This window comes from Staphylococcus hominis subsp. hominis (genome assembly GCF_002901845.1).
In the GTDB taxonomy this organism is placed as follows: domain Bacteria; phylum Bacillota; class Bacilli; order Staphylococcales; family Staphylococcaceae; genus Staphylococcus; species Staphylococcus hominis.
The window spans coordinates 290831-315690 of sequence record NZ_PPQE01000025.1; the positions used below are offsets into that span (position 1 = coordinate 290831).

A 24860-nucleotide genomic window follows, 5' to 3' on the forward strand; every position below is an offset into this window, starting at 1 on the left:
TAATTTGACTTTTCACAAGTTTATCTCACATCTATTATAATTGAGCTTGATATTCAAAAAATCGTTGAACTTTATTTTTAGGTGGCTCGTGAACTAAGTTAAATTGTTTTAATAAATTTTGAAATTTTTCAAAGCCTATTTGATAATCATTGACTTCAAATTCTAATTCATAGTCTGTTTTATCAAAGTATTGACTTTTATCTAATACTAATAGTTCATTTTGAAATTCAACTTCTAGTCTTTCAGTTGTCAATGCACCTAAAACACTTAATTCGTTTTCTCCAATATCAAATTCAGTAAGAATGTTTTGAATATCATTAGGTAATGTTGATTTGACAATTGTTTGTCCAATATGAGGCTTCATATCGATTAGATGATTATATTCTATCAAGCCAACTTTAGCTGGTACTTTTAGTGTGATTTCAAATCTGTTTTGTTTAACACGTATTCTTAAAGCAGAACGATGATCACGTAGTTTAAAACTAGGTGTTTCAATATAATAATTGATTTGAGTGAATGGTGTGAGTTGTTTAAAATAAGAAGCTTTAATCGCGTTATATGTATTGAAATCAATTAATTGCTTAAATTCAATTTCATTATTAGTACTCATAATTACACCTCATTAGAAAATCTTTAGTATATTATTGTAGTTCATTATGACGGACATTTGTAAAAAATTAAAGTAATAACAATACTAAAAATAAAATATATAGAGCTAAATATTTAATCGTTTAGAGCATACTTGAACTATGGTACTCTAATGTGTGTTTGAAAGTTAAATTATGTTAAACTAATAAGGAATAATAAGGAGGAACAAGCATGCGTATATATGTAAATGAAATTAAAATCAAAGATGATAGCATTTATTGCTACTCAGAAGATCCAACTGATGGATTAGATGAAGTAGGACAAATGCTTGTAGATAGTGATAATTTTAGTTTTGCTTATTTATTAGATGATGGCTCGTCGTATTCATATTTGATTTTTGTACAAGAGACGTGGTCAATGTTACATAATAATAGAGATAAAAAAGTAATTATTAATGATGAATTAGAATTAGAACATTTTCAAGATGAGTTAAGTTATATCCTAGAAAATGTTGAAGGAAATAATAACTATGGTAAGGAGTTTGTTTCAGCAGTTGAAGAAACTTTCGAACTAAAGTGAAACGGAGTGGAACCATATGAATCAATGGGAGCAATTTTTAACACCATATAAACAAGCTGTCGATGAATTAAAGGTGAAATTAAAAGGCTTACGTAAGCAATATGAAGTTGGAGAAAACGCCTCACCCATTGAATTTGTAACTGGTCGTGTAAAGCCTATTACAAGTATCATTGATAAAGCGAATAAAAGGGGAATTCCTTTTGATCGATTACGTGAAGAAATGTACGACATAGCTGGTTTAAGGATGATGTGTCAATTCGTTGATGATATTGATGTAGTTGTTAATATGCTTAGACAACGTCAAGATTTTAAAGTTGTCGAAGAAAGAGATTATATTAACAATACAAAACAAAGTGGTTATCGTTCATATCATGTAATTATCGAGTATCCAATTGAAACATTAAGTGGTCAAAAAATGATATTAGCTGAAATTCAAATTCGCACATTAGCAATGAATTTTTGGGCTACAATCGAACATACATTAAGATACAAATATGATGGAGATTATCCTGCTGAGATACAACATCGTCTAGAAAGAGCAGCTGAAGCGGCTTACTTATTAGATGAAGAGATGTCTGAAATTAAAGAGGAAATACAAGAAGCTCAAAAATATTATACTCAAAAACGTGCAAAAAAACATGACTGATGAGGTGTCAATACATGCGTTATACGATTTTATCTAAAGGTGACTCTAAATCAAACACGCTTAAACATAAAATGATGAATCAAATGAATTCTTTTCATATGATAGAGGATACAGAAAATCCAGAAATAGTGATATCTGTCGGTGGAGATGGAACACTTTTGCAAGCATTTCATCAGTATAGTCATATGTTATCAAATGTGGCATTCGTTGGAGTACATACTGGTCATTTAGGTTTTTACGCAGACTGGTTACCTCATGAAGTTGAAAAATTGATTGATGAAATTCATCATTCTGAATTTCAAGTGATTGAATATCCATTACTTGAAATTATTGTTAAATATAACAACACTAAGAATGAAACACACTATCTAGCACTCAATGAAGCAACTATGAAAACTGAAAATGGATCAACATTAGTAGCAGATGTCGCAATTAGAGGTAAACATTTTGAACGATTTAGAGGAGATGGTCTATGTATTTCCACACCTTCTGGGTCGACGGCTTATAATAAAGCGCTAGGCGGTGCACTGATTCACCCTTCTCTTGAAGCCATACAAATTACTGAAATTGCATCTATTAATAATAGAGTATTTAGAACGGTAGGTTCACCCTTAGTATTACCTAAGCATCATACATGTTTGATTACACCTGTAAATCATAATACAATTAGAACAACAATTGATCATGTCAGTCTAAAACATAAAAATGTGAGCGACATTCAATTTAGAGTCGCAAATGAAAAAGTTCGTTTTGCTAGATTTAGACCATTTCCTTTTTGGAAAAGAGTTCATGATTCGTTTATTGAAAGTGAAGATGATTGATGAAATTTGTATACCATATTCATAGCGAAGAAATGCTTAAGACATTTTTACAACGTCATAATTATTCAAAGAAAACAATTAGCGCCATTAAACGTGATGGCGCTTTAATTATTAATAGGCAACCTGTGACAGTTAGATATATATTGAAAAAAGATGATCACCTTATTGTTAAACTGCCGGAAGAAGTTCCGAGTACATATCTTCGTCCTTCAAACAAACATATTGAAATATTATATGAAGATACATATTTAATTATCGTTTCAAAACCGGTCCATTTAAATTGTACACCTTCAAGAGAACATCCTCATGATAGTTTAATTGAGCGCGTGATGTATTATTTAAATCATTCTACAAATAAAGTACAATATGTAGTACCTCATATTGTTACAAGATTAGATCGTAATACGACGGGCATCGTTATCTTTACTAAACATGGTCATATTCATCATCTTATGTCGACATTTGAAATAGATAAACGATATATATGTGTGTGTTACGGTAAAACTAAAGAACAATCTATGATAGAGGCACCTATTGGTAGAAATAAAGATAGTATTATTACTCGGTGTATTACGCCATCCGGTAAATATGCAAAAACTGAATATAAAACGTTGAGTAGTCATCACAGTGCAAGTTTATGTGAAGTTAAATTACATACTGGACGAACACACCAAATTAGAGTTCATTTTAAGCACATTGGTCATCCACTTATTGGGGATGACTTATATGATGGTTTTCATCCTCGGATTCAAACACAATCTTTACAGTGTTATAAAGTAAAATTTATACATCCAATATATAATAAAGAAATCGAGATTATTATAGATTATAAAAACTTAGAAAAAATATATCAAAGTGTAAATTAAAATTAGGAGGTACACTTGATGTCATTAAATACAGAAACAACTGACATACAACATAATAAAGTATACAATCAAAAACTGTTAGATGACAGTTTAAACCGCAATGATATAGATCAATTCAGAAAAGAATTTCTAACTTTACATCAATATGAACAAAGTGAATATTTTGAAAATACAACGAATCAGAATAGACAAAGAATATTCGAATTTTTATCGCCTCAAGAAGTGAGTAGATTTTTTAATCAATTAGATATTGAAGGGAAAGAATATGAAATATTATTTGATTCAATGCATGCACATTATGCAAGTGAAGTATTAGAAAATATGTCTACAGATAACGCAGTTGATATTCTAAATGAATTATCTAACTCAAAAGTTGCCAGTTTATTAGCTTTGATGGACAACAGAGTCACAGATAAAATCAAAAAGTTATTACATTATGAAGAAGATACTGCTGGCGGTATCATGACTACTGAATATATTTCATTGGACATTGGTACATCTGTAAAAGAGGCACTCATGCTAGTTAAAAGTCAAGCACCTGACGCAGAAACGATATATGTGATTTATGTCGTTGATACTGCCGGTCAACTCGTAGGTGTTCTATCTTTGAAAGATTTAATTGTAGCAAATATTGATGCTCATGTTGAAGAAGTAATGATTCAACGTGTTGTAAGTGTAAATGTAGAAGAGGATCAAGAACGTGTTGCTCAAAAAATGAAAGATTATGACTTTATTGCCATGCCTGTTATCGACTATCAACATCATTTAGTAGGGATTATCACAATAGATGATATTTTAGATGTCGTAAATGAAGAAGCAGATGAAGATTATTCACGTTTAGCAGGGGTTTCTGATACTAAATCTACTGATCAATCAGTATTTAAGAAAGCATTGAAGAGATTACCGTGGCTGATTATTTTAACATTTTTAGGTATGATAACAGCAACGATTCTGGGTGGTTTTGAAGATACATTGTCGCAAGTTGCATTATTAGCAGCATTTATCCCTATTATAAGTGGGATGTCAGGAAATTCAGGAACGCAATCATTAGCAGTGTCTGTTCGTAATATTTCTAATGGTGATATTAAAGAAAAAAGTAAACTTAAAATAGCTTTAAAAGAAGCAGGCAGTGGGTTAATCACTGGTTTTGTGTGTGCAGTGATTTTATTCTTAATTATTGTCATTATTTATCGTCAACCCTTCTTGGCACTGATTGTAGGTGCAAGTTTAACTATTGCCATGACAGTAGGTACGTTAGTAGGCTCAATGATTCCAATCTTAATGAATAAAATTCATATCGATCCTGCTGTCGCAAGCGGACCATTTATTACAACTATCAATGATATTGTAAGTATGTTAATTTATTTTGGCCTTGCAACAACATTTATGTCATATCTAACATAGGGGGATGAAATGGGATTTTTTTCTTTGGTCATAGTCGTCGTCGCAGCATTTCTTACACCGATTATTGTTAATCGATTAAACGTCACTTTTTTACCTGTTGTCGTAGCTGAAATATTAATGGGAATTATTATAGGAAACTCATTTTTAGGACTTGTCCACAAAGATGAAATGTTAAACATTCTTTCAACATTAGGTTTTATCTTTTTAATGTTTTTAAGTGGACTGGAAATTGATTTTAGCGCATTTAAAAAAGACACAAGAAAGAGACAGGGTATTAATAAAAATGAAAAGAATTTACCCAGTCATTTACAATTAGCACTTACAGTTTTTTCGTTAATAATGGTGCTTTCAATCATTTTAGCATTTGCATTTAAATGGTTAGGCTTTGTAGATGATGTATTATTAATGGTCATTATTATTTCAACCATTTCATTGGGTGTAGTCGTGCCAACACTTAAAGAAATGAATATCATGCGTACAACAATAGGACAATTTATATTATTAGTAGCAGTATTAGCAGATTTATTTACGATGGTTTTATTAACTATTTATGGTGGAATCAATGGTGAAGGCGGAGGGTCAATTTGGCTATCTGCAATTTTAATCGTGTTTACTGCAATATTTTATTTATTAGGTTCTGTATTTAAACGGTTAAATTTTATGCAACGCTTAATGGGTGGTACAACACAAATTGGCATACGGGCCATTTTTGCATTAATCATTTTACTCGTTGCTCTTGCTGAGGGGGTTGGTGCTGAATATATATTAGGTGCTTTTTTAGCTGGTGTAGTTGTATCACTGTTAAAACCTGATGAAGAAATCATTCATACTTTAGATTCATTTGGATACGGATTCTTTATACCGATATTCTTTATTATGGTCGGTGTAGATTTAGATATACCATCTTTAATTAAAGAACCTTCTTTACTTATTATAATTCCGATACTTATATTGTCCTTTATCGTTTCTAAGTTGATTCCTGTCTTATTTATTCGAAGATGGTTTGATACTAAAACAACCATTGCATCAGCATTTTTATTAACATCTACACTTTCGCTTGTTATTGCTGCAGCAAAAATTGCTGAAGAATTAAAAGCAATTACTTCTGAAATGTCAGGGATATTAATATTAAGTGCAATTATTACATGTGTATTTGTACCTGTTGTATTTAAAAAATTATTCCCAATTCCAGATGAAGTGAACCGAAAAATTGATATTGCGTTAATTGGTAAAAATCAATTGACTATTCCAATTGTTCAAAATCTGACTTCACAGTTATATAATATAACGTTGTTTTACCGTAAAGATTTAAGTGATAAGCGAAATTTACCTGACAACGTGACTGTCATTGAAATTAGTGAATATGAAGAAAGTTTATTAGAGAGACTTGGCTTGTTTAATCAAGATATTGTCGTGTGTTCTGCTAATGATGATGGTTTAAATAAAAGGATAGCAAAATTAGCTAAATCTCATGGTGTAAACAGAGTTATTTGTCGACTAGAAAATAGTGGTGATGATGAAGAATTAAAAACAGATGGTATTGAAGTATTTAGTAACTTTATTAGTAATAAAATTTTCTTAAAAGGTTTAATTGAAACACCAAATATGCTAAATATTTTAAGTAACGTTGAAACGTCACTATATGAAATTGAAATGTTGAATTATAAATATGAAAATATTCTATTACGTCATTTCCCATTTGGTGGGGATATCATATTTGTACGTATTGTTAGAAATAATGAATCCATTGTACCACATGGAGATACGCAACTTAGATATAAAGACCGTTTAATTGTAACAGGTTCTAAAGAATATGTAGATGAACTCAAATCTGAATTAGAATTTTATTATTAATCCATTTAAAAGAGAGGACAAAATAAAGGGTATCTTTGAAAAATAACATAAAAAGATACATTACTTTGTGTACCTCTCTTTTTATTGAGATGATTTGAAAATTTATTATTACTTTATTAAATATTATTAACAATGGTAAAATATGTATGTTAAAAACGTTTATAATGAACGGATTAATATAAAGTAATATAAGGAGATAATTTATATGATTAATTTAGAAAATAAAACCTTTGTCATTATGGGTATCGCTAACAAACGTAGTATTGGTTTTGGCGTAGCTAAAGTATTAGACGAATTAGGCGCGCATCTCGTATTTACATATCGTAAAGAACGTAGTAAAAAAGAATTAGAAAAATTATTAGATCAATTAAATCAAAAAGAGCATCATCTTTATCAAATAGATGTTCAAAAAGATGAAGATGTCATTAATGGCTTTGCGAAAATCGGTGAAGAAGTTGGAAATATTGATGGCGTCTATCATTCAATTGCATTTGCTAATATGGAAGATTTACGTGGTCGTTTTTCTGAAACATCTCGTGAAGGATTCCTACTTGCACAAGATATTAGTTCATATTCATTAACAATTGTAGCTCATGAAGCGAAAAAAATTATGCCGAATGGTGGTAGTATTGTAGCTACAACTTATTTAGGCGGAGAATTTGCAATTCAAAACTATAATGTGATGGGTGTAGCAAAAGCAAGTCTTGAAGCAAATGTTAAATATTTAGCATATGATTTAGGCCCAGATAATATTCGAGTCAATGCAATTTCTGCTGGACCAATTCGTACATTAAGTGCTAAAGGTGTAGGTGGATTGAATTTAATTCTTAAAGAAGTTGAAGAACGTGCACCGTTAAGACGTAATGTAGATCAAGAAGAAGTGGGTAAAACTGCTGCTTATTTATTAAGTGATTTTTCAAGTGGTGTAACTGGAGAAAATATCCACGTAGATAGTGGTTTCCACGCAATTAAATAAGTTTAAATTGAAAAATAGTTATAAGATATATGATAAATCTAAGAGTCTGAGACAATGAGTTGTCTTAGACTTTTTTTATAAATCGACAGTTGATGACTGAATTGAAAATGCATTTGTATCAAGCTTTATTCAATTTCAGTTCCAAGGCTAGAACATAGAAACTTTCAATAAGAACATCTACGTTCAACGCAAATTGGGGAGGCATTGATGATGTGGAACAGCGACTTAAAAATGAATTTTATCCCTCTTCTAGCTTTATATTATTCAATGTGATATGACATAAAAAAAACTGCGAATAGAATATGTTCTATCCGCAATAAGTAATTAAAAAGCATTAATAATTAATTTAATCTTTAACATCGCTATTTGCTTTATCAATGATACGTTGACGATACTTAAATACATTTCTTGCTATTGTTTTTAATACTGCATAAAGTGGAACAGCAATTAAAATAAGTGTGAATCCTCCTAAATCACCCGCTGCTAAGATAACAACAATGATTGTAAGTGGATGAATACTTAGTGATTTACCCATGACGTTAGGTGTGATGACATTACCTTCAAGTTGTTGTGCAATTAATGTAACAACACAGACCCAAATAAATGTTGATGGACCATCGATAATCCCTAATATTGCAGCAGGCGCAAATGATAACCAAGGTCCTAAAAATGGGATTAAGTTTGCTACACCAGCGAATAATACAAGCAATGGTGTATAAGGTAACCCAATAAGGCTATAACCAATATAAAGAATAACACCTAAGATGAAACTAACAGTAACTTGACCTTGAATATACGATTTTAAGGTATAATTTAAATCTTTAAGTAAATCAACAACAAAAACTTTACGTTCTCCTTTGAAAAATTTACCAATTGCTGGAATAAATTTTTCATGATCTTTTAACATATAAATCAAGAAGAACGGTACCATAATCAATAAGAAAATGGTTGAAATAAGAGATGTGATATAAGTGATTGAATTTGCTAATATACCAGTTAAACTATCACTGATTGATTTCATTGCTGAATTAATTTTCGCTGTTACATCACTTGGTAATTTATCCATTTGATTTAATGAGAAATTAACCACTTGTTCTGCATCACGTTGTAAAGTTGGTGTTGCTTTGATTAAATTATTAACATTAGAAATAATAATAGGAGCAATGAAAGCTACTACGATAGCGATAATAGCGATTAATACGATAAAGATAGTTAAAATACTTGCCCAACGTGGGAAACCCCATTTTTCCAAAAGTGTTTGAAAAGGTAAGCAGATATAAAATAAAAATCCACTTAATAAGAATGGAAGAAACACTGAACCTATAATAGTTGCTATAGGTGTAAATACACTATGCACTTCCATAAATAACTTTATAAGTACGAACAGGATGATTAAGAAAATTCCAGTTCGAAACCATACTTTATTAAGCATAGACTTACTTCCTCCTAAAGTAATCAATTCATTAGTAATAAGTATATCTTAAATAAGAGATGTTAAAAAGGAAAAATTTATTAACTAAAAAATAATTATATTATAATATTTAATTGTATAAAAATATATGAGCTTAATTAAACAATTCCTAATTCTCTTAAAAAAGTATATAGAATCTAAAATAAAAAAGCTTATTATAAACGTTTATATCACTGTCACTAATAAATAAAATTGATACAATATGAATATATATGAAGGAGAGAGGATAATATGGAAGAATTTAAAGCTGGAAAAATTAATAAATATATTTTAAATAGTAAAATTCTAGAAAGAGATATCACATTGTCGATTTATCTTCCAGAAGATTTTACTGAATTATTTAAGTCTCAGGTGATTATTTGTTTTGATGGATTGGACTTTTTCCGATTTGGAAGGATTCAGCGTGAATATGAACGTCTAAAAAAAGAAGAACGTATTGAACGTGCTATTATTGTTGGATTTCATTATGAAGATGTTGAGAAACGTAGAGAAGAGTTTCATCCTCAAGGTAGTCGTAGTGAAAAGACGATTCAGTCAGTAGTTAAAGAACTTTTACCTTTCATTGATCAAACGTTTCCTACATATAAAGTGGGAAATTCTAGATTATTAATAGGAGATAGTTTAGCTGGAAGTATTGCCTTTCTTACTTCATTGACTTATCCTTCAATATTTAGTCAAATAGCTATGTTTAGTCCGCACTCAGATCATACTGTTCTTGAAAAATTTGAGACATGTAAGCAACGTAATCGATTAACAATTTGGCATGCGATTGGTAGAGATGAAGTCGATTTTAAATTACCAACGACTGGTGAGCAAGCTGATTTTTTAACTCCAAATAGAAAGCTATCAAACCTTATTGAACAAGATGAGTGTGTCACTTACGTCTACAATGAATTTAATGGTAGTCATAATTGGAAATCATGGAAACCTATGATCGGAGATATTCTCTATTATTTTTTAAATAATAATCATAGTACATATGAATAGTCTACATATCTTTTTTGAAAGCCTTTTCAAAAAACGTTGTATCTAATAACGTATTAAATAGAATTTTGATATAATAGAAGTATGTTAAACAAAGGAGGAATTTCAATGAAGATAGGATTAGCACTTATTCCGGCACAATCATTTCAAAATGAAGTAGATGGCTATCGTAAGCGTTATGATACGGAGTATGCACGTATTATGCCACATATTACGATTAAACCTCACTTTGAACTTAAAGAAACAGAATTAGATTCATTTAAAGACGAAGTTAAACAAAAATTAGATGGATTTAAACCTGTAGAGGTCCACGTGACAAAAGCTTCAAGCTTTAAACCGACAAATAATGTTATTTATTTTAAAGTTGAAAAAACAGAAGAATTAGAAAATTTATTTAATACATTTAATACTGAATCATTTTATGGTAAAGCTGAACATCCATTCGTTCCTCATTTTACGATTGCTCAAGGTTTAACGAGTCAAGAATTTGAAGATATATTTGGTCAAGTGAAGCTTGCAGGAGTAGATCATAGAGAAACCATCGATGAACTTTCATTGTTACATTACAATGAAGATGAAGATAGATGGAACATTGTTGATAGTTTTAAACTAGCATGATATGTATATAAAAAAGAAGTCAAAACTAAAATGTTTTGACTTCTTTTTTTAAGAATATTTTTGATGCTTTTTACTTTTGATAAAATAAATGCCATAAAAAATAGCGAGTAATAGAAAAATGAAAGCTGAGACATAGAATGTATTATTTAATCCATTTGAGAATTGAGCGATAAGGCCTCCGAAAAGAGGACCAATCATTGAACCAAAGCCTTGGACACTATTAAATACACCCCAAGTTTCTTCTTGTTCAGACGGATCGATATGTCCAGCCATAAAAGTATTCCAAGCAGGTAATAAAATGCCATACATTAAACCTATAAAGGCGGCAACTATCCATACAACAATAATATTGTTAACTAGTGAGAGACCAAAAATAAATAGCGTAAACAATATGAATCCTACAAAAATAACGGCATACATAAAGCCAGTGCTATTTTTATCGATTATTTTAGATAAAAATAACATTGATATTGCACAACCAATACCACCAATAGCGATAGCAACAGTATATTCAATAGTTGTTACCCCCACAACTTTTGTAGCATACGTCGGCAATATTGGAAGCAAAGCTGATATTGAAGCACCTTGCAACAAAATACCTGGGAATAAAATCATATGACGCTTCATTACTTCTACGATTTGACCTAATTGTTCTTTTACAGGTTTAGTATCGTAATTTGTGAGTTTTACATCTACAAAATAATAAAGTATCCATGCAATAATGACGACAAGAGACATCGTGAATGCAAAACGCGTTGGATGTATTTTGACTAGAACATTCATAAACGCCCAGCCTACAAGCAAACCTAATAACCATGCAAAATATACATAACCCATTTGTTTGCCACGTTGACTTTCTTCCACACTAGATAACATGATTACCCATATTGGACTGACTGCAATTCCTAGCATAATTGCACTAATAATGATAATGATAGGATTAGCTGGAAAGAAAATAATTAGAAACAAGCTTAAAAAAGCTAATAAAAAACCTAAATTAAGGACAATTTTAGTTCCAAATTTCTTTAATAAAAAACCAATCACAAAGTTTGTAGCTGCATCTGAAATAAAATGAATAGATAACGCTGCTGAAGTCACAGCTACAGCGATAGAGGTTACAGTAGGTAAATAGTTAACATAACTTAATACATACATTCCCCTAGCAAATTCCATTAAAAATAAAATAACGAGCATTATTTTAAAGTTTTTACTTATGCTTTTATTGTTTGACAAAGAACTTAGCATATAATGGCACCTTTCCATAAATTTCTTGCTGTTGAGATGAATGATTGAGCATATTCAATAAATCGATACAAAGTCGATGAGTTGAATAATCTACTCTATCCTGACGCATTGTATTTATCATTAAAGTTAATTTGTTCGAATCATGTGTTAATTCAGAGACAATATCAATTGCATCTTCAGGAGTATTAGCAATTCTACCATACCCTTTTTCTTGGAAATAATACGCATTTTCTAGTTCTTGTCCTGGAGCAGGATTTAAGAAAATCATTGGGATACTTCTTGTCAAACCTTCGGATATCGTAATCCCACCTGGTTTAGTAATCATTAATTGACTTGAAGCCATCCATTCATTCATATGTTTTGTATATCCTAAAATGAGAACGTTGTCGTAAGATTTAAATCTGGCTTCCAAATTACGTTTAAGTCCTTTACTTCTACCACAAATCATAACGACTTGAGAATGAGGACTTTTTTCTAAGATACGTTCTATCATATGTTCAAAACCTTTTGATACTCCAAAAGCACCTGCAGACATAAGGATAGTATTTTTTTTAGGATCTAAATGATATTTTTTTAGCCAAGCCTGTTGATCAATATCCGCTTCAAATTTATCAGAAATAGGGATACCCGTGACTTTAATTAAAGATGCCGGTACACCAACGTTTACGAAGTCTTCTTTTGTATCTTTAGTAGCTACATAATATCTATGAGAATTTGGAGTAATCCAGTTTTTTTGTAGACGATAATCCGTCATGACTGTTGCAATAGGGATACGCATGTTAAATTGTTCAGTTAATACTGACATCACGGGCGTTGGAAAAGTCATTAAAATCAAGTCAGGCTTTTCTTTTAAAAGTAGGTTAATCAGTTTATTTAAACCATAGTATTTATAAAAACATTTATCTAATTCATCTGGTCGACTATAATAAAAGTTTTTATACATATTTCTAAAATATTTAAAGCTATTGATATACCATTTTTTACAAATAGACGTAAGGATGGGATGTGCTTCCATAAATAAATCATGCTCAATAACAGAAATATGAGGTAGATTCATGTCATTCAATTGATTGACAATACTTTGTGTCACTTGTAAATGACCGTTTCCAAATGATCCAGTGATAATCAATATCTTTTTATTTTGAGTAACCATTAATAGTCACCCTCCAATAATTTAAGTTTAATCCATCGAATGATGTATTACAGTAAAAAATACATACTAGTATAAAGAATATGTATTTCATTCAAGGAAGTCATAAAATTCATTTATAGTGAATTATAGCATATTCGAACAATGATTACTTTAACTTTATACCCTTATCCTAGCACTAATAAAGTGAAATGTAGGAGGCTTACACTAAGATAAGAAAAAATTTATAAATAATTAACTTAGAATTAATATTAATAATACAGAACATACAAAAGTTATTTGATTTTAAGTAGTTCAGAATTTACTTTTTTAGGTGAGAATAAATTTATCAACAACTTTAAAATGTGTATAATAGAGATATTGAAAAAAAGGAGCGATACATTTTGAATGCGAATGAGTTGTTCAATAAAATAAGAGTTAAACAAGTTATAGGAACTTTAGATATAGATATCACTGATATTACTACAGATTCACGAACTGCTAGTGGAGAAAGTATCTTTGTAGCTTCCAAAGGATATACCGTAGATAGTCATAGATTTTGTCAAAATGTCATTGACCAAGGAACTAAAATTATAGTTGTAAACCGTAAGCAAGAAGTTAAAGGAGAAGTAACACAAGTTATTGTACCTGATACTTTAAGAGTAGCCAGTATATTAGCGCATACATTATTTGATTATCCAAGTCAACAACTCACTACCTTTGGGGTCACTGGTACAAATGGTAAAACTTCAATCGCGACGATGATTCACTTAATTTACAGGGGATTAGACAAAAATAGTGCATATTTAGGTACGAATGGATTTCAAATTAATGAAGAAAAAACAAAGGGGGCAAATACTACTCCTGAAACTGTATTGCTTACTAAGAAAATTAAGCAAGCTGTAGACAGTAAAGCTGAAGCAATGACTATGGAAGTCTCAAGTCACGGATTAGCTCTAGGACGATTAAGAGGGGTAGAATTTGATGTAGCTATTTTTTCAAATTTAACCCAAGATCATTTAGACTTTCATGGCACAATGGAAGCTTATGGACATGCAAAATCGTTACTATTTAGTCAATTAGGTGAAGATTTATCAAAAGAAAAGTATGTGGTATTAAATAATGATGATGATTTCTCTAAATATTTAGAAACGGTAACACCATTTGAAATATTGACATATGGTATAGACAATGAAGCACAGTTTATGGCTCAAAATATCAAAGAATCTTTACAAGGTGTACAATTTGATTTTGCTACTCCATTTGGCACGTATCATGTTTCATCACCATATGTAGGTAAATTTAATATCTCAAATCTTATGGCAGCTATGATAGCAGTTTGGAGTAAAGGAGTCGGTTTCAAAGATATTGTAGAAGTGGTGAAATCTTTAGAACCTGTTGAAGGGCGTCTAGAGGTTTTAGACCCATCACTTCCAATCGATTTAATTATTGATTATGCACATACTGCTGATGGTATGAATAAACTGATTGATGCAGTGCAACCTTTTGTTAAACAAAAGCTCATCTTTTTAGTAGGCATGGCTGGCGAACGTGATTTAACAAAAACGCCTGAAATGGGGGCTGTTGCATGTCGAGCAGACTATGTGATTTTTACACCTGACAATCCAGCAGATGACGATCCTAAAATGTTGACTGCAGAACTTGCTAAAGGTGCAACGCATAATAACTATATAGAATTTGAAGATCGAGCTGAAGGTATTAAACATGCTATCGAAGTCGCGAATCCAGGTGATACAGTTGTACTTGCTTCTAAAGGTAGAGAACCTTATCAAATTATGCCAGGACACGTGAAAGTGCCACATCGTGACGATTTAATTGGTTTAGAAGCTGCGTATAAAAAGTTTGGAAAATCCAACTATGATCATTAAGCAACTTTCTGAACAAAATGAAATAATCAATGTCTATCTATATGAACACGTGCATCATTCTTATTATATGATAGCTATTCCAGATATGTTTTGGTCTGTAGAATTAAATGCACAACTCAATGAACAGGAAATAAATGAAGAGTTAATAATGCAATTATTTACATTTAAAGAAGAAAGTGAAGCATTGCGTATAGCTTCTCAGTTATCTAAGTGGATAATAAAGGATTTAAAGGAGAATAATGAATGAGTTTAAAAGAAGAAATAGAATCAAGAAAAACGTTTGCTATTATTTCACACCCGGATGCTGGTAAAACGACGCTAACTGAAAAATTATTATATTTTAGTGGTGCTATTCGTGAAGCGGGTACTGTAAAAGGAAAAAAAACAGGGAAATTTGCAACCAGTGACTGGATGAAAGTAGAACAAGAACGTGGTATTTCTGTAACCAGTTCAGTCATGCAGTTTGATTATGATGATTATAAAATTAATATTCTAGATACACCAGGACACGAAGATTTTTCTGAAGATACATACCGAACATTAATGGCGGTTGACAGTGCAGTAATGGTTATCGATTGTGCAAAAGGGATCGAACCCCAAACATTAAAATTATTTAAAGTATGTAAAATGAGAGGCATTCCTATCTTTACTTTTATCAACAAATTAGACCGTGTAGGTAAAGAGCCATTTGAACTATTAGAAGAAATAGAAGAAACGTTAAATATTGACACATACCCAATGAATTGGCCAATAGGAATGGGACAAAACTTTTTTGGTATTATTGATCGTGAGACTAAAACTATTGAACCTTTTAGAGATGAAGAGAACATATTACATTTAAATGATGAGTATGAACTTGAAGAAGAACACACCATTGGCAATGATAGTGCTTTCGAACAAGCGATTGAAGAATTTATGTTAGTTGAAGAAGCTGGCGAAAAATTTGACAATGGAGCATTATTAAATGGCGATTTAACTCCTGTATTTTTTGGCTCAGCATTGGCTAATTTCGGGGTTCAGAATTTCTTGAATGCATATGTAGATTATGCGCCTATGCCTAATGCTCGTCAGACGAATGAAGAAGTTGAAGTTAGCCCGTTTGATGACGAGTTCTCGGGTTTTATATTTAAAATTCAAGCGAATATGGATCCAAAACATAGAGATAGAATTGCTTTTATGAGAGTAGTCAGTGGCGCGTTTGAAAGAGGTATGGATGTGACCTTGCAACGTACCAATAAAAAACAAAAAATCACACGCTCTACCTCTTTTATGGCAGATGATAAAGAAACCGTCAATCACGCTGTAGCTGGAGATATTATTGGATTATACGATACAGGTAACTACCAAATTGGTGATACATTAGTTGGAGGTAAACAAAAATTTAACTTCCAAGATTTACCACAATTTACACCTGAAATTTTCATGAAAGTCTCTGCTAAAAATGTTATGAAACAAAAACATTTCCATAAGGGAATTGAACAGCTTGTGCAAGAAGGTGCGATTCAATATTATAAAACACTTCATACGAATCAAATTATTCTCGGTGCAGTGGGTCAATTACAATTTGAAGTATTCGAGCACAGAATGAAAAATGAATACAATGTAGATGTCGTCATGGAACCTGTAGGTAGAAAAATTGCACGTTGGATTGAAAATGAAGAGGATATTCAAGATAAGATGAACACGTCACGTTCTATTTTAGTGAAAGACAGATATGATAAGTTTGTTTTCTTATTTGAAAATGAATTTGCTACACGTTGGTTTGAAGAAAAATTCCCAGATATTAAACTATATAGTTTATTATAAAAAATGACAATATAAGGTTTAATTTAAAATAATAATAAAGAGATACAATATTTTTAGCTTTAACATTGTTTATATATACCAAATCTGGTTATAATACTCTTAACAAATAAATACCTATGACTTAATGTCAGAGGGGAGTAACTTGAGAATTTGAGGGGCTATATTACTAACATCTTAAATTCAGCATTTTATCGTCATTACGAAGTTGATACTTCCGGTAAAATGAGCAAATTTGCTAAGTGAGACCTTTGCTATGAATTAGCATAGGTCTTTTTATTTGTAAAAAATAAATAAAGGAGCTGTCTTTTCATGGATCCAAGCTTAATTTTACCTTATTTGTGGGTAATATTAGTGTTAGTATTTTTAGAAGGATTACTAGCAGCAGATAACGCGGTTGTAATGGCAGTAATGGTTAAGCATTTACCACCAGCACAGCGTAAAAAAGCATTATTCTATGGTTTACTAGGAGCATTTATTTTCCGTTTTATTGCTTTATTTTTAATTAGTATTATTGTGAATTTCTGGTTTATTCAAGCGATTGGTGCTGCATACTTAATTTTCATGTCTATTAGAAATCTTTGGAATTTCTTCCATAAGAAAGATGAAGAGGAACAAGTTGGGGATGAACATCATTATGATGAAACTGGCGCTGAAAAGAAAGTAAGTGCTGGAAAATTTTGGGCTACCGTATTTAAAGTAGAGTTTGCTGACATTGCCTTTGCAATTGATTCTATGTTAGCAGCAATGGCTATTGCAGTGACACTTCCTAAGATGGGTATTCATTTTGGCGGTATGGATTTAGGTCAATTTGGAGTCATGTTCATCGGGGGTATGATTGGTGTTATTTTAATGCGTTTTGCAGCAACATGGTTTGTTGATTTATTAAATAAATATCCAGGTTTAGAAGGTGCCGCTTTCGCAATTGTTGGCTGGGTAGGTATTAAATTAGTAGTTATCGTATTAGCTCATCCAGATATTGGCGTATTATCAGAAGATTTCCCACATAGTACGTTATGGCAAGCAATCTTCTGGACTGTAATGATTTTATTAGTTGTGATTGGATGGTTAACATCAGTACGAAAAAATAAAAAGAATGCTAAGCATTAGATATAATCGATACCTTTTGAAGTTTTTTATAAGAGACTTCAAAAGGTTTTTTCAATTAATAAATATTTGTATAATATTTTTAGAAAATATTTGACAATCGTTTGCTTATTAACACTAATGATATTAAAATTTAAGTAATATATAAATTAATTCAGATAGATATATAACCACATAAAAGTAAATCATTTTTTTAGTGATATATATTGTGATTTCAAGGTTAGGAGTGGGCATCTTTGGATAATGATAAAAAACAAGTGATACCGCGTAGTAAATATGGGCGTAAACGTCACGAATACTTTCATAATGAAGAACGCGAGGAACGTATTGAACGTGAAAGACAAAAGCGTGAACATTTAGCGGAAAAAGAACAGCATCAAGCAAAAGTAAATGAAGAACGTGTCAAAGATAATTTAAGAAAAGCTAGAATTGAGAAATTAACACAAGAAGAAATTCAACAACAACAACATTTAGCTAAGTTAAGATCAAAAAGAGATGCATCAAAAACAGCTAAGAAAAATAATAGGCATCATTTAACTCTGCCTGAAGAACAACATCTTAAACAAGAAGACATACATAATGAGAAATTGAAACAGCAAAAACCAATTTCGAGTAATGGCTCAAAAAGTGAAAATGAAACGAATAAATCTATAGAACCAACTTATAGTAGATTGAATAAAAATAATGAATCTCGTCAAAAGTCTAAAAAAGAAAAAGACAATCAGCATAATGATACAATTAAAACACAATCTAAACATCCAACAATAACTGAAGAATCATACACTTCAACTAAGGATAAAGAATCAATCGATACTGAGAAAGAACAAATGTCAACTCAGCAACATTCAACTCAAGTAGAACATACTAAGAGTGAACAATCAAAGCACATATCTAATTCTGATAAGAATACGACAGAAAATATATCGGATCAACAACCTCATGAATCACATGAACAATCAGCAAATGATACACAAAATAAGATCGTTGACTTTTTAAAAGAACATTGGATTAAAATTTTAATCGCAATTGCTTTAATATTAATCTTAGTTTTAGTAAAAGCTATTTTTACTGAACCTTCTCAAGAGCAACATTCAAATCAAACACATACACAAGATAAGAAGTACACAACAACTATGAAAAACGCTAATAATACTGTCAGATCAGTGGTAACAGTAGAAAGTGACGCACCTAAGAATATTTCAGTTCAAACAACAAATTCAAAATCAGATAATGAACTTGGCTCAGGTGTCGTCTACAAAACTGTAGGCGATACTTTTTTTGTATTAACAAATACGCATATTGTTGGTGAAGCGGATAAAGTTAAGATTACATATGGAGAGAATAAAAGTATAAAAGGTGACGTTGTCGGAAAAGATAAATGGTCAGATATTGCAGTAGTAAAAGCAAAAATCAATAATAAAAATATTAAACCTATCCATATTGGAAATTCAAATAAATTAGTTTTAGGGGAATCGATATTAATTGTAGGTAATCCTCTAGGAGAAGAGTTTAGAAATACGGTATCTAAAGGGATTATTTCAGGGTTAAATCGATTGGTTCCTGTTGATTTTGATAAAGATAATAAAAATGATGAATTGATGCAAACGTTTCAAATTGATGCTTCCGTTAATCCAGGACATTCAGGTGGAGCTGTAGTTAATAAAGATGGGGAGCTTATTGGTATCGTCTCATTAAAAATTAATATGCCAAGTATAGAAGGAATGGGTTTTGCTATTCCCATTAATGAAGCTAAATCAATTGCTAAAGAGCTTGAAAAAAATGGGAAAGTAAATTATCCCAATACTGGAATAGCTTTAGAAAATGTGAATGACTTAAATCATTATGAACGCTCACTTTTAAAATTACCTAATGATATAAATGATGGGATTTTAGTGAAAAAATTAAAAGATGGCGGTTTAGGTAAAAAATCAGGTTTAAAAATTGGTGATGTCATTGTAAAATTAGAAGGTAAAACATTAAAAGATAATTTGCAGTATAGACACATCCTGTTTAACCATCGACAAGATTTAAAAACGTTATCGGCTAAAATTTACAGAGATGGAAATATTCAAGATATAGAAATTAATTTGAAATGACATTGAGGTGACAAACTAATGTCTATTTTCAGTAAATTATTCAAAAAATCAACGCCTCAACAAGGTATTGTTTTATATTATTTAATTGCAATTGTCGTTGCATTTTTATTACTCAATTTACCTTTTGTACATAAACCTGGCGTGAAGGTAAGTCCTATAGATACGTTGTTTGTAGCTGTATCTGGAATTAGTGTGACCGGTTTAACGCCAGTCAGTATTATTGATACCTATTCATCATTTGGCCAACTTATCATTTTAATTATCTTAAACATCGGTGGCATAGGCGTAATGGCGATAGGTACAGTGTTGTGGGTAGTACTTGGTAAACACATTGGTATGCGCGAACGTCAACTTATTATGCTTGATAATAATAAAGACACAATGAGTGGGACAGTTAAGCTTATTATTGAAATTGTTAAAACAATCATGACTATCGAAATTGTAGGTGCACTCTTGCTTGCATTTTATTTTTACAGAGACAATCCTGATTTGAAAAATGCTTTAATGCAAGGTTTGTTTGTATCTATTTCAGCTACTACAAATGGTGGGTTAGATATTACTGGTCAATCGCTAGTTCCATATGCCAAGGATTACTTTGTACAAACTATTGTAATGTTTTTAATTATTCTTGGATCAATTGGTTTTCCAGTATTACTTGAAATCAGAGCTTATATACGAAATAGAGTAAGTCATTTTAGATTTTCTTTATTTACTAAAATTACAACAACTACTTACTTTTTCTTATTTATATCTGGATTTTTATCTATTTTAGCACTTGAGTACAATCATGCATTCAAAGGATATAATTGGCATCAATCTTTATTCTATGCATTATTTCAATCTGCAACTACACGTAGTGCTGGATTACAAACCATTGATGTGACATACTTTAGTGATGCAACAAATGTCATTATGAGTATTCTCATGTTTATTGGATCTTCTCCGAGTTCAGTAGGAGGAGGTATTCGAACAACGACATTTGCGATACTTATTTTATTTGTGATTAATTTTAATAACAATACAGAAAAATCATCGATTAAAGTATTTAATAGAGAAATTCATACCATCGATATACAGCGTTCTTTTGCTGTGTTTATAATGGCGACAGTACTTACTTTTGTAAGTATCATTATTATATTAGCAGCAGAAGCCAATAATTTATCATTCTTACAGGTATTTTTTGAAGTCATGTCTGCATTTGGAACATGTGGCCTATCACTTGGGGTGACAGATAATATTAGCAGTATTACTAAGGTAGTCTTAATGCTTCTTATGTTTATAGGACGTGTCGGTTTAATATCATTTATTATTATGATATCTGGGCGTAAAGAACCTGATAAATTTAGTTATCCAAAAGAAAGAATTCAAATTGGATAAACAGAGAAAGGAAAGTGGGATACATTCATTTTGAATTCGTTATCCCACTCTTTTTTGTATATAGATAGTTATGTTTTAAATGAAAAAGTAATATCGTTATTGAAATGAATCGTGATACCAATCAAAAAACCTTTTCTTAGTTTTAGCAACTAAGAAAAGGTTTTTATCCATGAAAAATAAGTAATAAAATGATGGCAACAATTTGACCTAAAGACGATGTAACAATACGTCTTGTATACTGATAACTCAATGATAATATGACTTGAGCTATAAAGATAAAAATAACAATCCACCATTTATCAAGATAGATAAATAAAGAACTAGAACATAATGCAGGTATTAAAATTGTTATCCAGCGAGGTAGTCTGAATTTATTTAACTCTTTTTGTAAGACAGCACGCATGTATAACTCATGACAAGGAATGACAAATAAGATAGTAATTAACATTTGCCATTTAAAATATACACCCGTTCTTGATAATTCTTTAATTAATTCGGTATAAGTAATTTGTGACGATATAAGTGAAAATATAAGTTGTATTATCACTAATACAACACCTGTGATTACTCCCACACCAATAGAGGTTAATAGACGTTTTGATGTGATATCCCGTTGATAAAATACATAACTAATGCCAGCAATTAACATTATACCAGTATATAAATACCAATATTCTTGATGTTCTCCCCACATTATAAATAAGATGAGATGAAATACAATAAAACTTGCAACAAACCAAATTAAGGGTTTAGATGTATTTTTCATTTAATATTAACCTTCTTATTCAACGATTTTATATCGTTTGTGATTAATAACTGTTTTTTCAGGTAAATCTAGTTCATTAAAATTTTCCATAATTGTCAAATCAACAATAACTGAATTATCATTAATTTTTTCAACACGGCCTCTTAAACCGTCATAAAATTCTACAATATTTCCAACTTCTGCAACAGTCATTTCGAGTCCTCCTCAAATCATAGCTAGACTATATTGTACTAAAATTTACACTACAAATAAACAAATATATACTAAAATTAGAAAATATTATATTATTTTTGAAAATAATGCCATAATTAAGTTAAACAATCGATAATGGATGATGTATTGCATTATTAAATTTTAAAAGAAAGAGAAAGGTGAGTACTATGAAATTTGTAAGTAATAATAATATTACTGACCCTACAATTAACCTAGCTATGGAAGAATATGTACTTAAACATTTACCTGCAGATGATAGTTACTTTTTATTTTATGTTAATGAACCCTCAATCATTGTAGGTAAAAATCAAAATACAATTGAAGAAGTTAATAAACAGTATATAGATGATCATCATATTCATGTTGTACGACGAATTTCTGGAGGAGGAGCTGTGTATCATGATAAAGGAAATTTGAATTTTAGCTTTGTAACGAGTGATGATGGTAACAGTTTTCATAACTTTAAGAAATTCACTGAGCCTATTGTTCAAGCTTTACAATCTATGGGTGTAGATGCAGAAATGACAGGCCGTAATGACATTCAAGTAGGCGCAGCTAAAATTTCCGGAAATGCTATGGTTAAGGTTAAAAATCGTATGTTTAGTCATGGTACATTAATGCTAAATAGCGATTTAGAAGAAGTACAAAACGCTTTAAAAGTGAACCCTAAAAAAATTCAATCTAAAGGTGTGAAGTCTGTACGTAAACGCGTAGCAAATATTGAAGAATTTTTAGATGACTCTATTACAATTGATCAATTTAAGCAAATTATTTTAAAAACCATCTTTGGTGAGCATGAAGTAGAGGAATATCATTTAACGAAAGAAGATTGGAACAATATTAAGCAATTAAGCAATGAAAAATATCGTACTTGGGATTGGAATTATGGTAAAAATCCTAAATATAATTTTGAACGGGACGAGAAGTTTGAAAAAGGATTCATTCAAGTTAAATTTGATGTCAAAAAAGGAAAAATTGAACATGCTAAAATCTTTGGCGATTTCTTTGGAGAAGGAAATGTCAATGAATTAGAAGATGCTTTAGTAGGAACATTACACGATTATACTCATATAAAAGAAGTAATGGAAGACTATGACTTTTATCATTACTTTGGTGATATTGATAAAGACAGTATATTGAAATTAATGGCGTATTAGTTTCAATATAAAAGAGGAGTCAAATTGTAGAAACAATGGCTCTTTTTTTATATAAAAAAACTCTTTACTTAAAAAGTAAAGAGTTAAATGACGGAAACGGAGGGAATGTCTGTTGCCTTTAAATAGGCGTTTTTAAGCACTTCGTTGTCGACTTGTTGTCGGTTTAAGATACCTTAGAAAAAAGAGAGTTTTGAATCTAACATTTCATCTTCTTGTAACTTCATTTCATCTAGTAAATGACTATACACTCGCCATGTAATTTCTATGTTGGCATGGCCAAGTCTTTTACTAACATATTGTATACTAAACCCATGGCCTAATAACATGGAAGCGTGAGTATGTCGTAATGAGTGAAGTCCATAGTCACTTTTTAATTCATGTTTGGCCAGAATATTTCTCATTGCAGTTGTCACTGCTTTATTAGTGATGAGTGAAACACCAGTATTAAATATATATCCATCTTTATGAAGTGGTCTAGAATTGATTACTTCTATTATGTGTTTCATATCTTTAGAAGTAATTGTCACATAACGATCAGCTGATTTTGTTTTAGTTCCTCTTAAATGAATAGTATTCTTACTCTTATTAATATCCATTCTTTTGAGTTTCTGAACTTCTCCAAATCTTGCGCCAGTCGCAATTAGAATATAAATTGCTAGGTATGATAAATGTGATTTAGTTGAAGCGGTCTGTTTTAACAGTTGATAATCTTTTAAAGATAAATACTTTTGTTTTTCACTCATTGCTGCTTTTTTCTCATATATTGGCGCATTCCAAGTTGGATCTTTATAAATAAGTCTTTCATTTAATGCGTCTTTAAAAGCTTGAGAGAAACAATTATTAAGTTTTTTTACGCTTTCTTTTGTTCTACCTTCTTTTCGACCACCAATAAATTGACCTTCAGCATATTCTTTAAGCATTTCTCTATAACCTAATTGGCTAACATCTTTGATAAGAATAGAGCCGAATTTTTCTTCAAAGACATTTAAAGCACTATAATATCTATTTAGCGTAGACTGAGACACTCTATCTACTTTATTAACTTTTATCCATCTTTCAAAGTATTCTATAAAAGTAATATCATCTGCTAATTGGCCACCTCTACTCAAATCAATATATAATTCTTTTTCAGCTTGTGAAGCATCTCTTTTAGTTCTAAAACCTCTTTTTCTGTATCTCTTACCATTATATTGAAAGTCATAAGTCCAAGTGCTATTGATTTTTTTTACAGACATAATTTTCCTTCCTTTCTAAAATGATGATTGTATTAA

At 30.8% G+C, this 24860-nt stretch carries 23 protein-coding genes and 1 riboswitch; of the genes, 16 read left to right on the top strand and 7 right to left on the bottom strand.

Annotated features, from left to right (window positions below; genetic code table 11):
• Nucleotides 1-34: 34 nt before the first annotated feature.
• On the bottom strand, nucleotides 35-610 hold the full coding sequence (locus CD034_RS03010) for a CYTH domain-containing protein (RefSeq protein ID WP_065581210.1): 576 nt from the start codon (nucleotides 608-610) through the stop codon (nucleotides 35-37).
• Between the two features lie 209 nt (nucleotides 611-819).
• On the opposite strand from CD034_RS03010, the gene CD034_RS03015 reads away from it, so the two are divergent.
• From CD034_RS03015 to fabI, 7 genes are all read left to right on the top strand, one after another.
• Nucleotides 820-1167 carry a UPF0738 family protein gene (locus tag CD034_RS03015; protein WP_002448177.1) on the top strand — a complete coding sequence of 116 codons (348 nt, stop codon included), beginning with the start codon at nucleotides 820-822 and terminating at the stop codon, nucleotides 1165-1167.
• A 16-nt stretch (nucleotides 1168-1183) separates the two neighbouring features.
• Nucleotides 1184-1813, top strand: a complete 630-nt coding sequence (gene yjbM / locus CD034_RS03020) for a GTP diphosphokinase (RefSeq protein WP_002448222.1) — start codon at nucleotides 1184-1186, stop codon at nucleotides 1811-1813.
• 14 nt (nucleotides 1814-1827) lie between these two features.
• Entirely contained in the window at nucleotides 1828-2634 is an 807-nt protein-coding gene (locus CD034_RS03025; protein WP_049432149.1) for an NAD kinase, read from the top strand.
• Nucleotides 2634-3500, top strand: a complete 867-nt coding sequence (locus CD034_RS03030) for an RluA family pseudouridine synthase (protein WP_049432147.1) — start codon at nucleotides 2634-2636, stop codon at nucleotides 3498-3500. The genes CD034_RS03025 and CD034_RS03030 overlap by 1 nt, the downstream gene beginning before the upstream one ends.
• Before the next feature lie 18 nt (nucleotides 3501-3518).
• Entirely contained in the window at nucleotides 3519-4904 is a 1386-nt protein-coding gene (gene mgtE / locus CD034_RS03035; RefSeq protein ID WP_064207291.1) for a magnesium transporter, read from the top strand.
• Between the two features lie 9 nt (nucleotides 4905-4913).
• A complete protein-coding gene (locus CD034_RS03040; RefSeq protein WP_064207290.1) occupies nucleotides 4914-6758 on the top strand; it encodes a monovalent cation:proton antiporter family protein in 1845 nt (614 codons plus the stop codon).
• Between the two features lie 205 nt (nucleotides 6759-6963).
• Complete coding sequence (gene fabI, locus CD034_RS03045) at nucleotides 6964-7734, top strand: enoyl-ACP reductase FabI (protein WP_064207289.1); 771 nt, start codon at nucleotides 6964-6966, stop codon at nucleotides 7732-7734.
• 346 nt (nucleotides 7735-8080) lie between these two features.
• Here fabI and cozEa read toward each other — a convergent pair whose 3' ends face one another.
• Complete coding sequence (gene cozEa / locus CD034_RS03050) at nucleotides 8081-9166, bottom strand: lipoteichoic acid biosynthesis protein CozEa (RefSeq protein WP_049437434.1); 1086 nt, start codon at nucleotides 9164-9166, stop codon at nucleotides 8081-8083.
• Between the two features lie 270 nt (nucleotides 9167-9436).
• Between cozEa and CD034_RS03055 the strand changes: the two genes are divergently transcribed.
• Both CD034_RS03055 and CD034_RS03060 read left to right on the top strand, forming a co-directional pair.
• A complete protein-coding gene (locus tag CD034_RS03055; protein ID WP_077700406.1) occupies nucleotides 9437-10192 on the top strand; it encodes an esterase family protein in 756 nt (251 codons plus the stop codon).
• 105 nt (nucleotides 10193-10297) lie between these two features.
• Nucleotides 10298-10807 (top strand): 2'-5' RNA ligase family protein, encoded by a 510-nt coding sequence (locus tag CD034_RS03060; protein WP_002448232.1) that lies wholly within the window; start codon nucleotides 10298-10300, stop codon nucleotides 10805-10807.
• 48 nt (nucleotides 10808-10855) lie between these two features.
• On the opposite strand, the gene ltaA is transcribed toward CD034_RS03060, so the two are convergent.
• Nucleotides 10856-12052: a lipoteichoic acid biosynthesis MFS flippase LtaA gene (gene ltaA, locus CD034_RS03065; RefSeq protein WP_002455525.1), complete on the bottom strand. Its 1197-nt coding sequence runs from the start codon at nucleotides 12050-12052 to the stop codon at nucleotides 10856-10858.
• Nucleotides 12027-13205 carry a diglucosyl diacylglycerol synthase gene (locus CD034_RS03070; protein WP_002455524.1) on the bottom strand — a complete coding sequence of 393 codons (1179 nt, stop codon included), beginning with the start codon at nucleotides 13203-13205 and terminating at the stop codon, nucleotides 12027-12029. The genes ltaA and CD034_RS03070 overlap by 26 nt, the downstream gene beginning before the upstream one ends.
• 380 nt (nucleotides 13206-13585) lie before the next feature.
• Between CD034_RS03070 and CD034_RS03075 the strand changes: the two genes are divergently transcribed.
• From CD034_RS03075 to CD034_RS03100, 6 genes are all read left to right on the top strand, one after another.
• Complete coding sequence (locus tag CD034_RS03075; protein ID WP_064207287.1) at nucleotides 13586-15070, top strand: UDP-N-acetylmuramoyl-L-alanyl-D-glutamate--L-lysine ligase; 1485 nt, start codon at nucleotides 13586-13588, stop codon at nucleotides 15068-15070.
• Nucleotides 15060-15317, top strand: coding sequence for a YueH family protein (locus CD034_RS03080; RefSeq protein WP_002448049.1), 258 nt, complete (start codon nucleotides 15060-15062; stop codon nucleotides 15315-15317). The genes CD034_RS03075 and CD034_RS03080 overlap by 11 nt, the downstream gene beginning before the upstream one ends.
• Entirely contained in the window at nucleotides 15314-16876 is a 1563-nt protein-coding gene (locus tag CD034_RS03085) for a peptide chain release factor 3 (protein ID WP_002455523.1), read from the top strand. Before CD034_RS03080 ends, CD034_RS03085 begins: the two co-directional genes overlap by 4 nt.
• A gap of 120 nt (nucleotides 16877-16996) precedes the next feature.
• Nucleotides 16997-17129: riboswitch (yybP-ykoY riboswitch) on the top strand.
• A gap of 56 nt (nucleotides 17130-17185) precedes the next feature.
• Nucleotides 17186-17983, top strand: coding sequence for a TerC family protein (locus CD034_RS03090; RefSeq protein WP_002455522.1), 798 nt, complete (start codon nucleotides 17186-17188; stop codon nucleotides 17981-17983).
• Nucleotides 17984-18216: 233 nt separating this feature from the next.
• A complete protein-coding gene (locus tag CD034_RS03095; protein ID WP_049418723.1) occupies nucleotides 18217-20076 on the top strand; it encodes a trypsin-like peptidase domain-containing protein in 1860 nt (619 codons plus the stop codon).
• Nucleotides 20077-20094: 18 nt separating this feature from the next.
• Nucleotides 20095-21453, top strand: coding sequence for a TrkH family potassium uptake protein (locus tag CD034_RS03100; RefSeq protein WP_002455520.1), 1359 nt, complete (start codon nucleotides 20095-20097; stop codon nucleotides 21451-21453).
• 163 nt (nucleotides 21454-21616) lie between these two features.
• Here the strand turns inward: CD034_RS03100 and CD034_RS03105 are convergent, their stop codons facing one another.
• Both CD034_RS03105 and CD034_RS03110 read right to left on the bottom strand, forming a co-directional pair.
• The gene (locus CD034_RS03105; RefSeq protein ID WP_002448227.1) at nucleotides 21617-22219 is read right to left on the bottom strand and encodes a CPBP family glutamic-type intramembrane protease; all 603 of its coding nucleotides are present in this window, start codon (nucleotides 22217-22219) and stop codon (nucleotides 21617-21619) included.
• Nucleotides 22220-22234: 15 nt separating this feature from the next.
• A complete protein-coding gene (locus tag CD034_RS03110; RefSeq protein WP_002448045.1) occupies nucleotides 22235-22411 on the bottom strand; it encodes a YkvS family protein in 177 nt (58 codons plus the stop codon).
• 188 nt (nucleotides 22412-22599) lie between these two features.
• On the opposite strand from CD034_RS03110, the gene lplA reads away from it, so the two are divergent.
• The gene (gene lplA, locus CD034_RS03115; protein ID WP_002455519.1) at nucleotides 22600-23589 is read left to right on the top strand and encodes a lipoate--protein ligase; all 990 of its coding nucleotides are present in this window, start codon (nucleotides 22600-22602) and stop codon (nucleotides 23587-23589) included.
• 173 nt (nucleotides 23590-23762) lie between these two features.
• On the opposite strand, the gene CD034_RS03120 is transcribed toward lplA, so the two are convergent.
• Entirely contained in the window at nucleotides 23763-24824 is a 1062-nt protein-coding gene (locus tag CD034_RS03120; protein WP_070548387.1) for a site-specific integrase, read from the bottom strand.
• Between the last annotated feature and the right edge of the window lie 36 nt (nucleotides 24825-24860).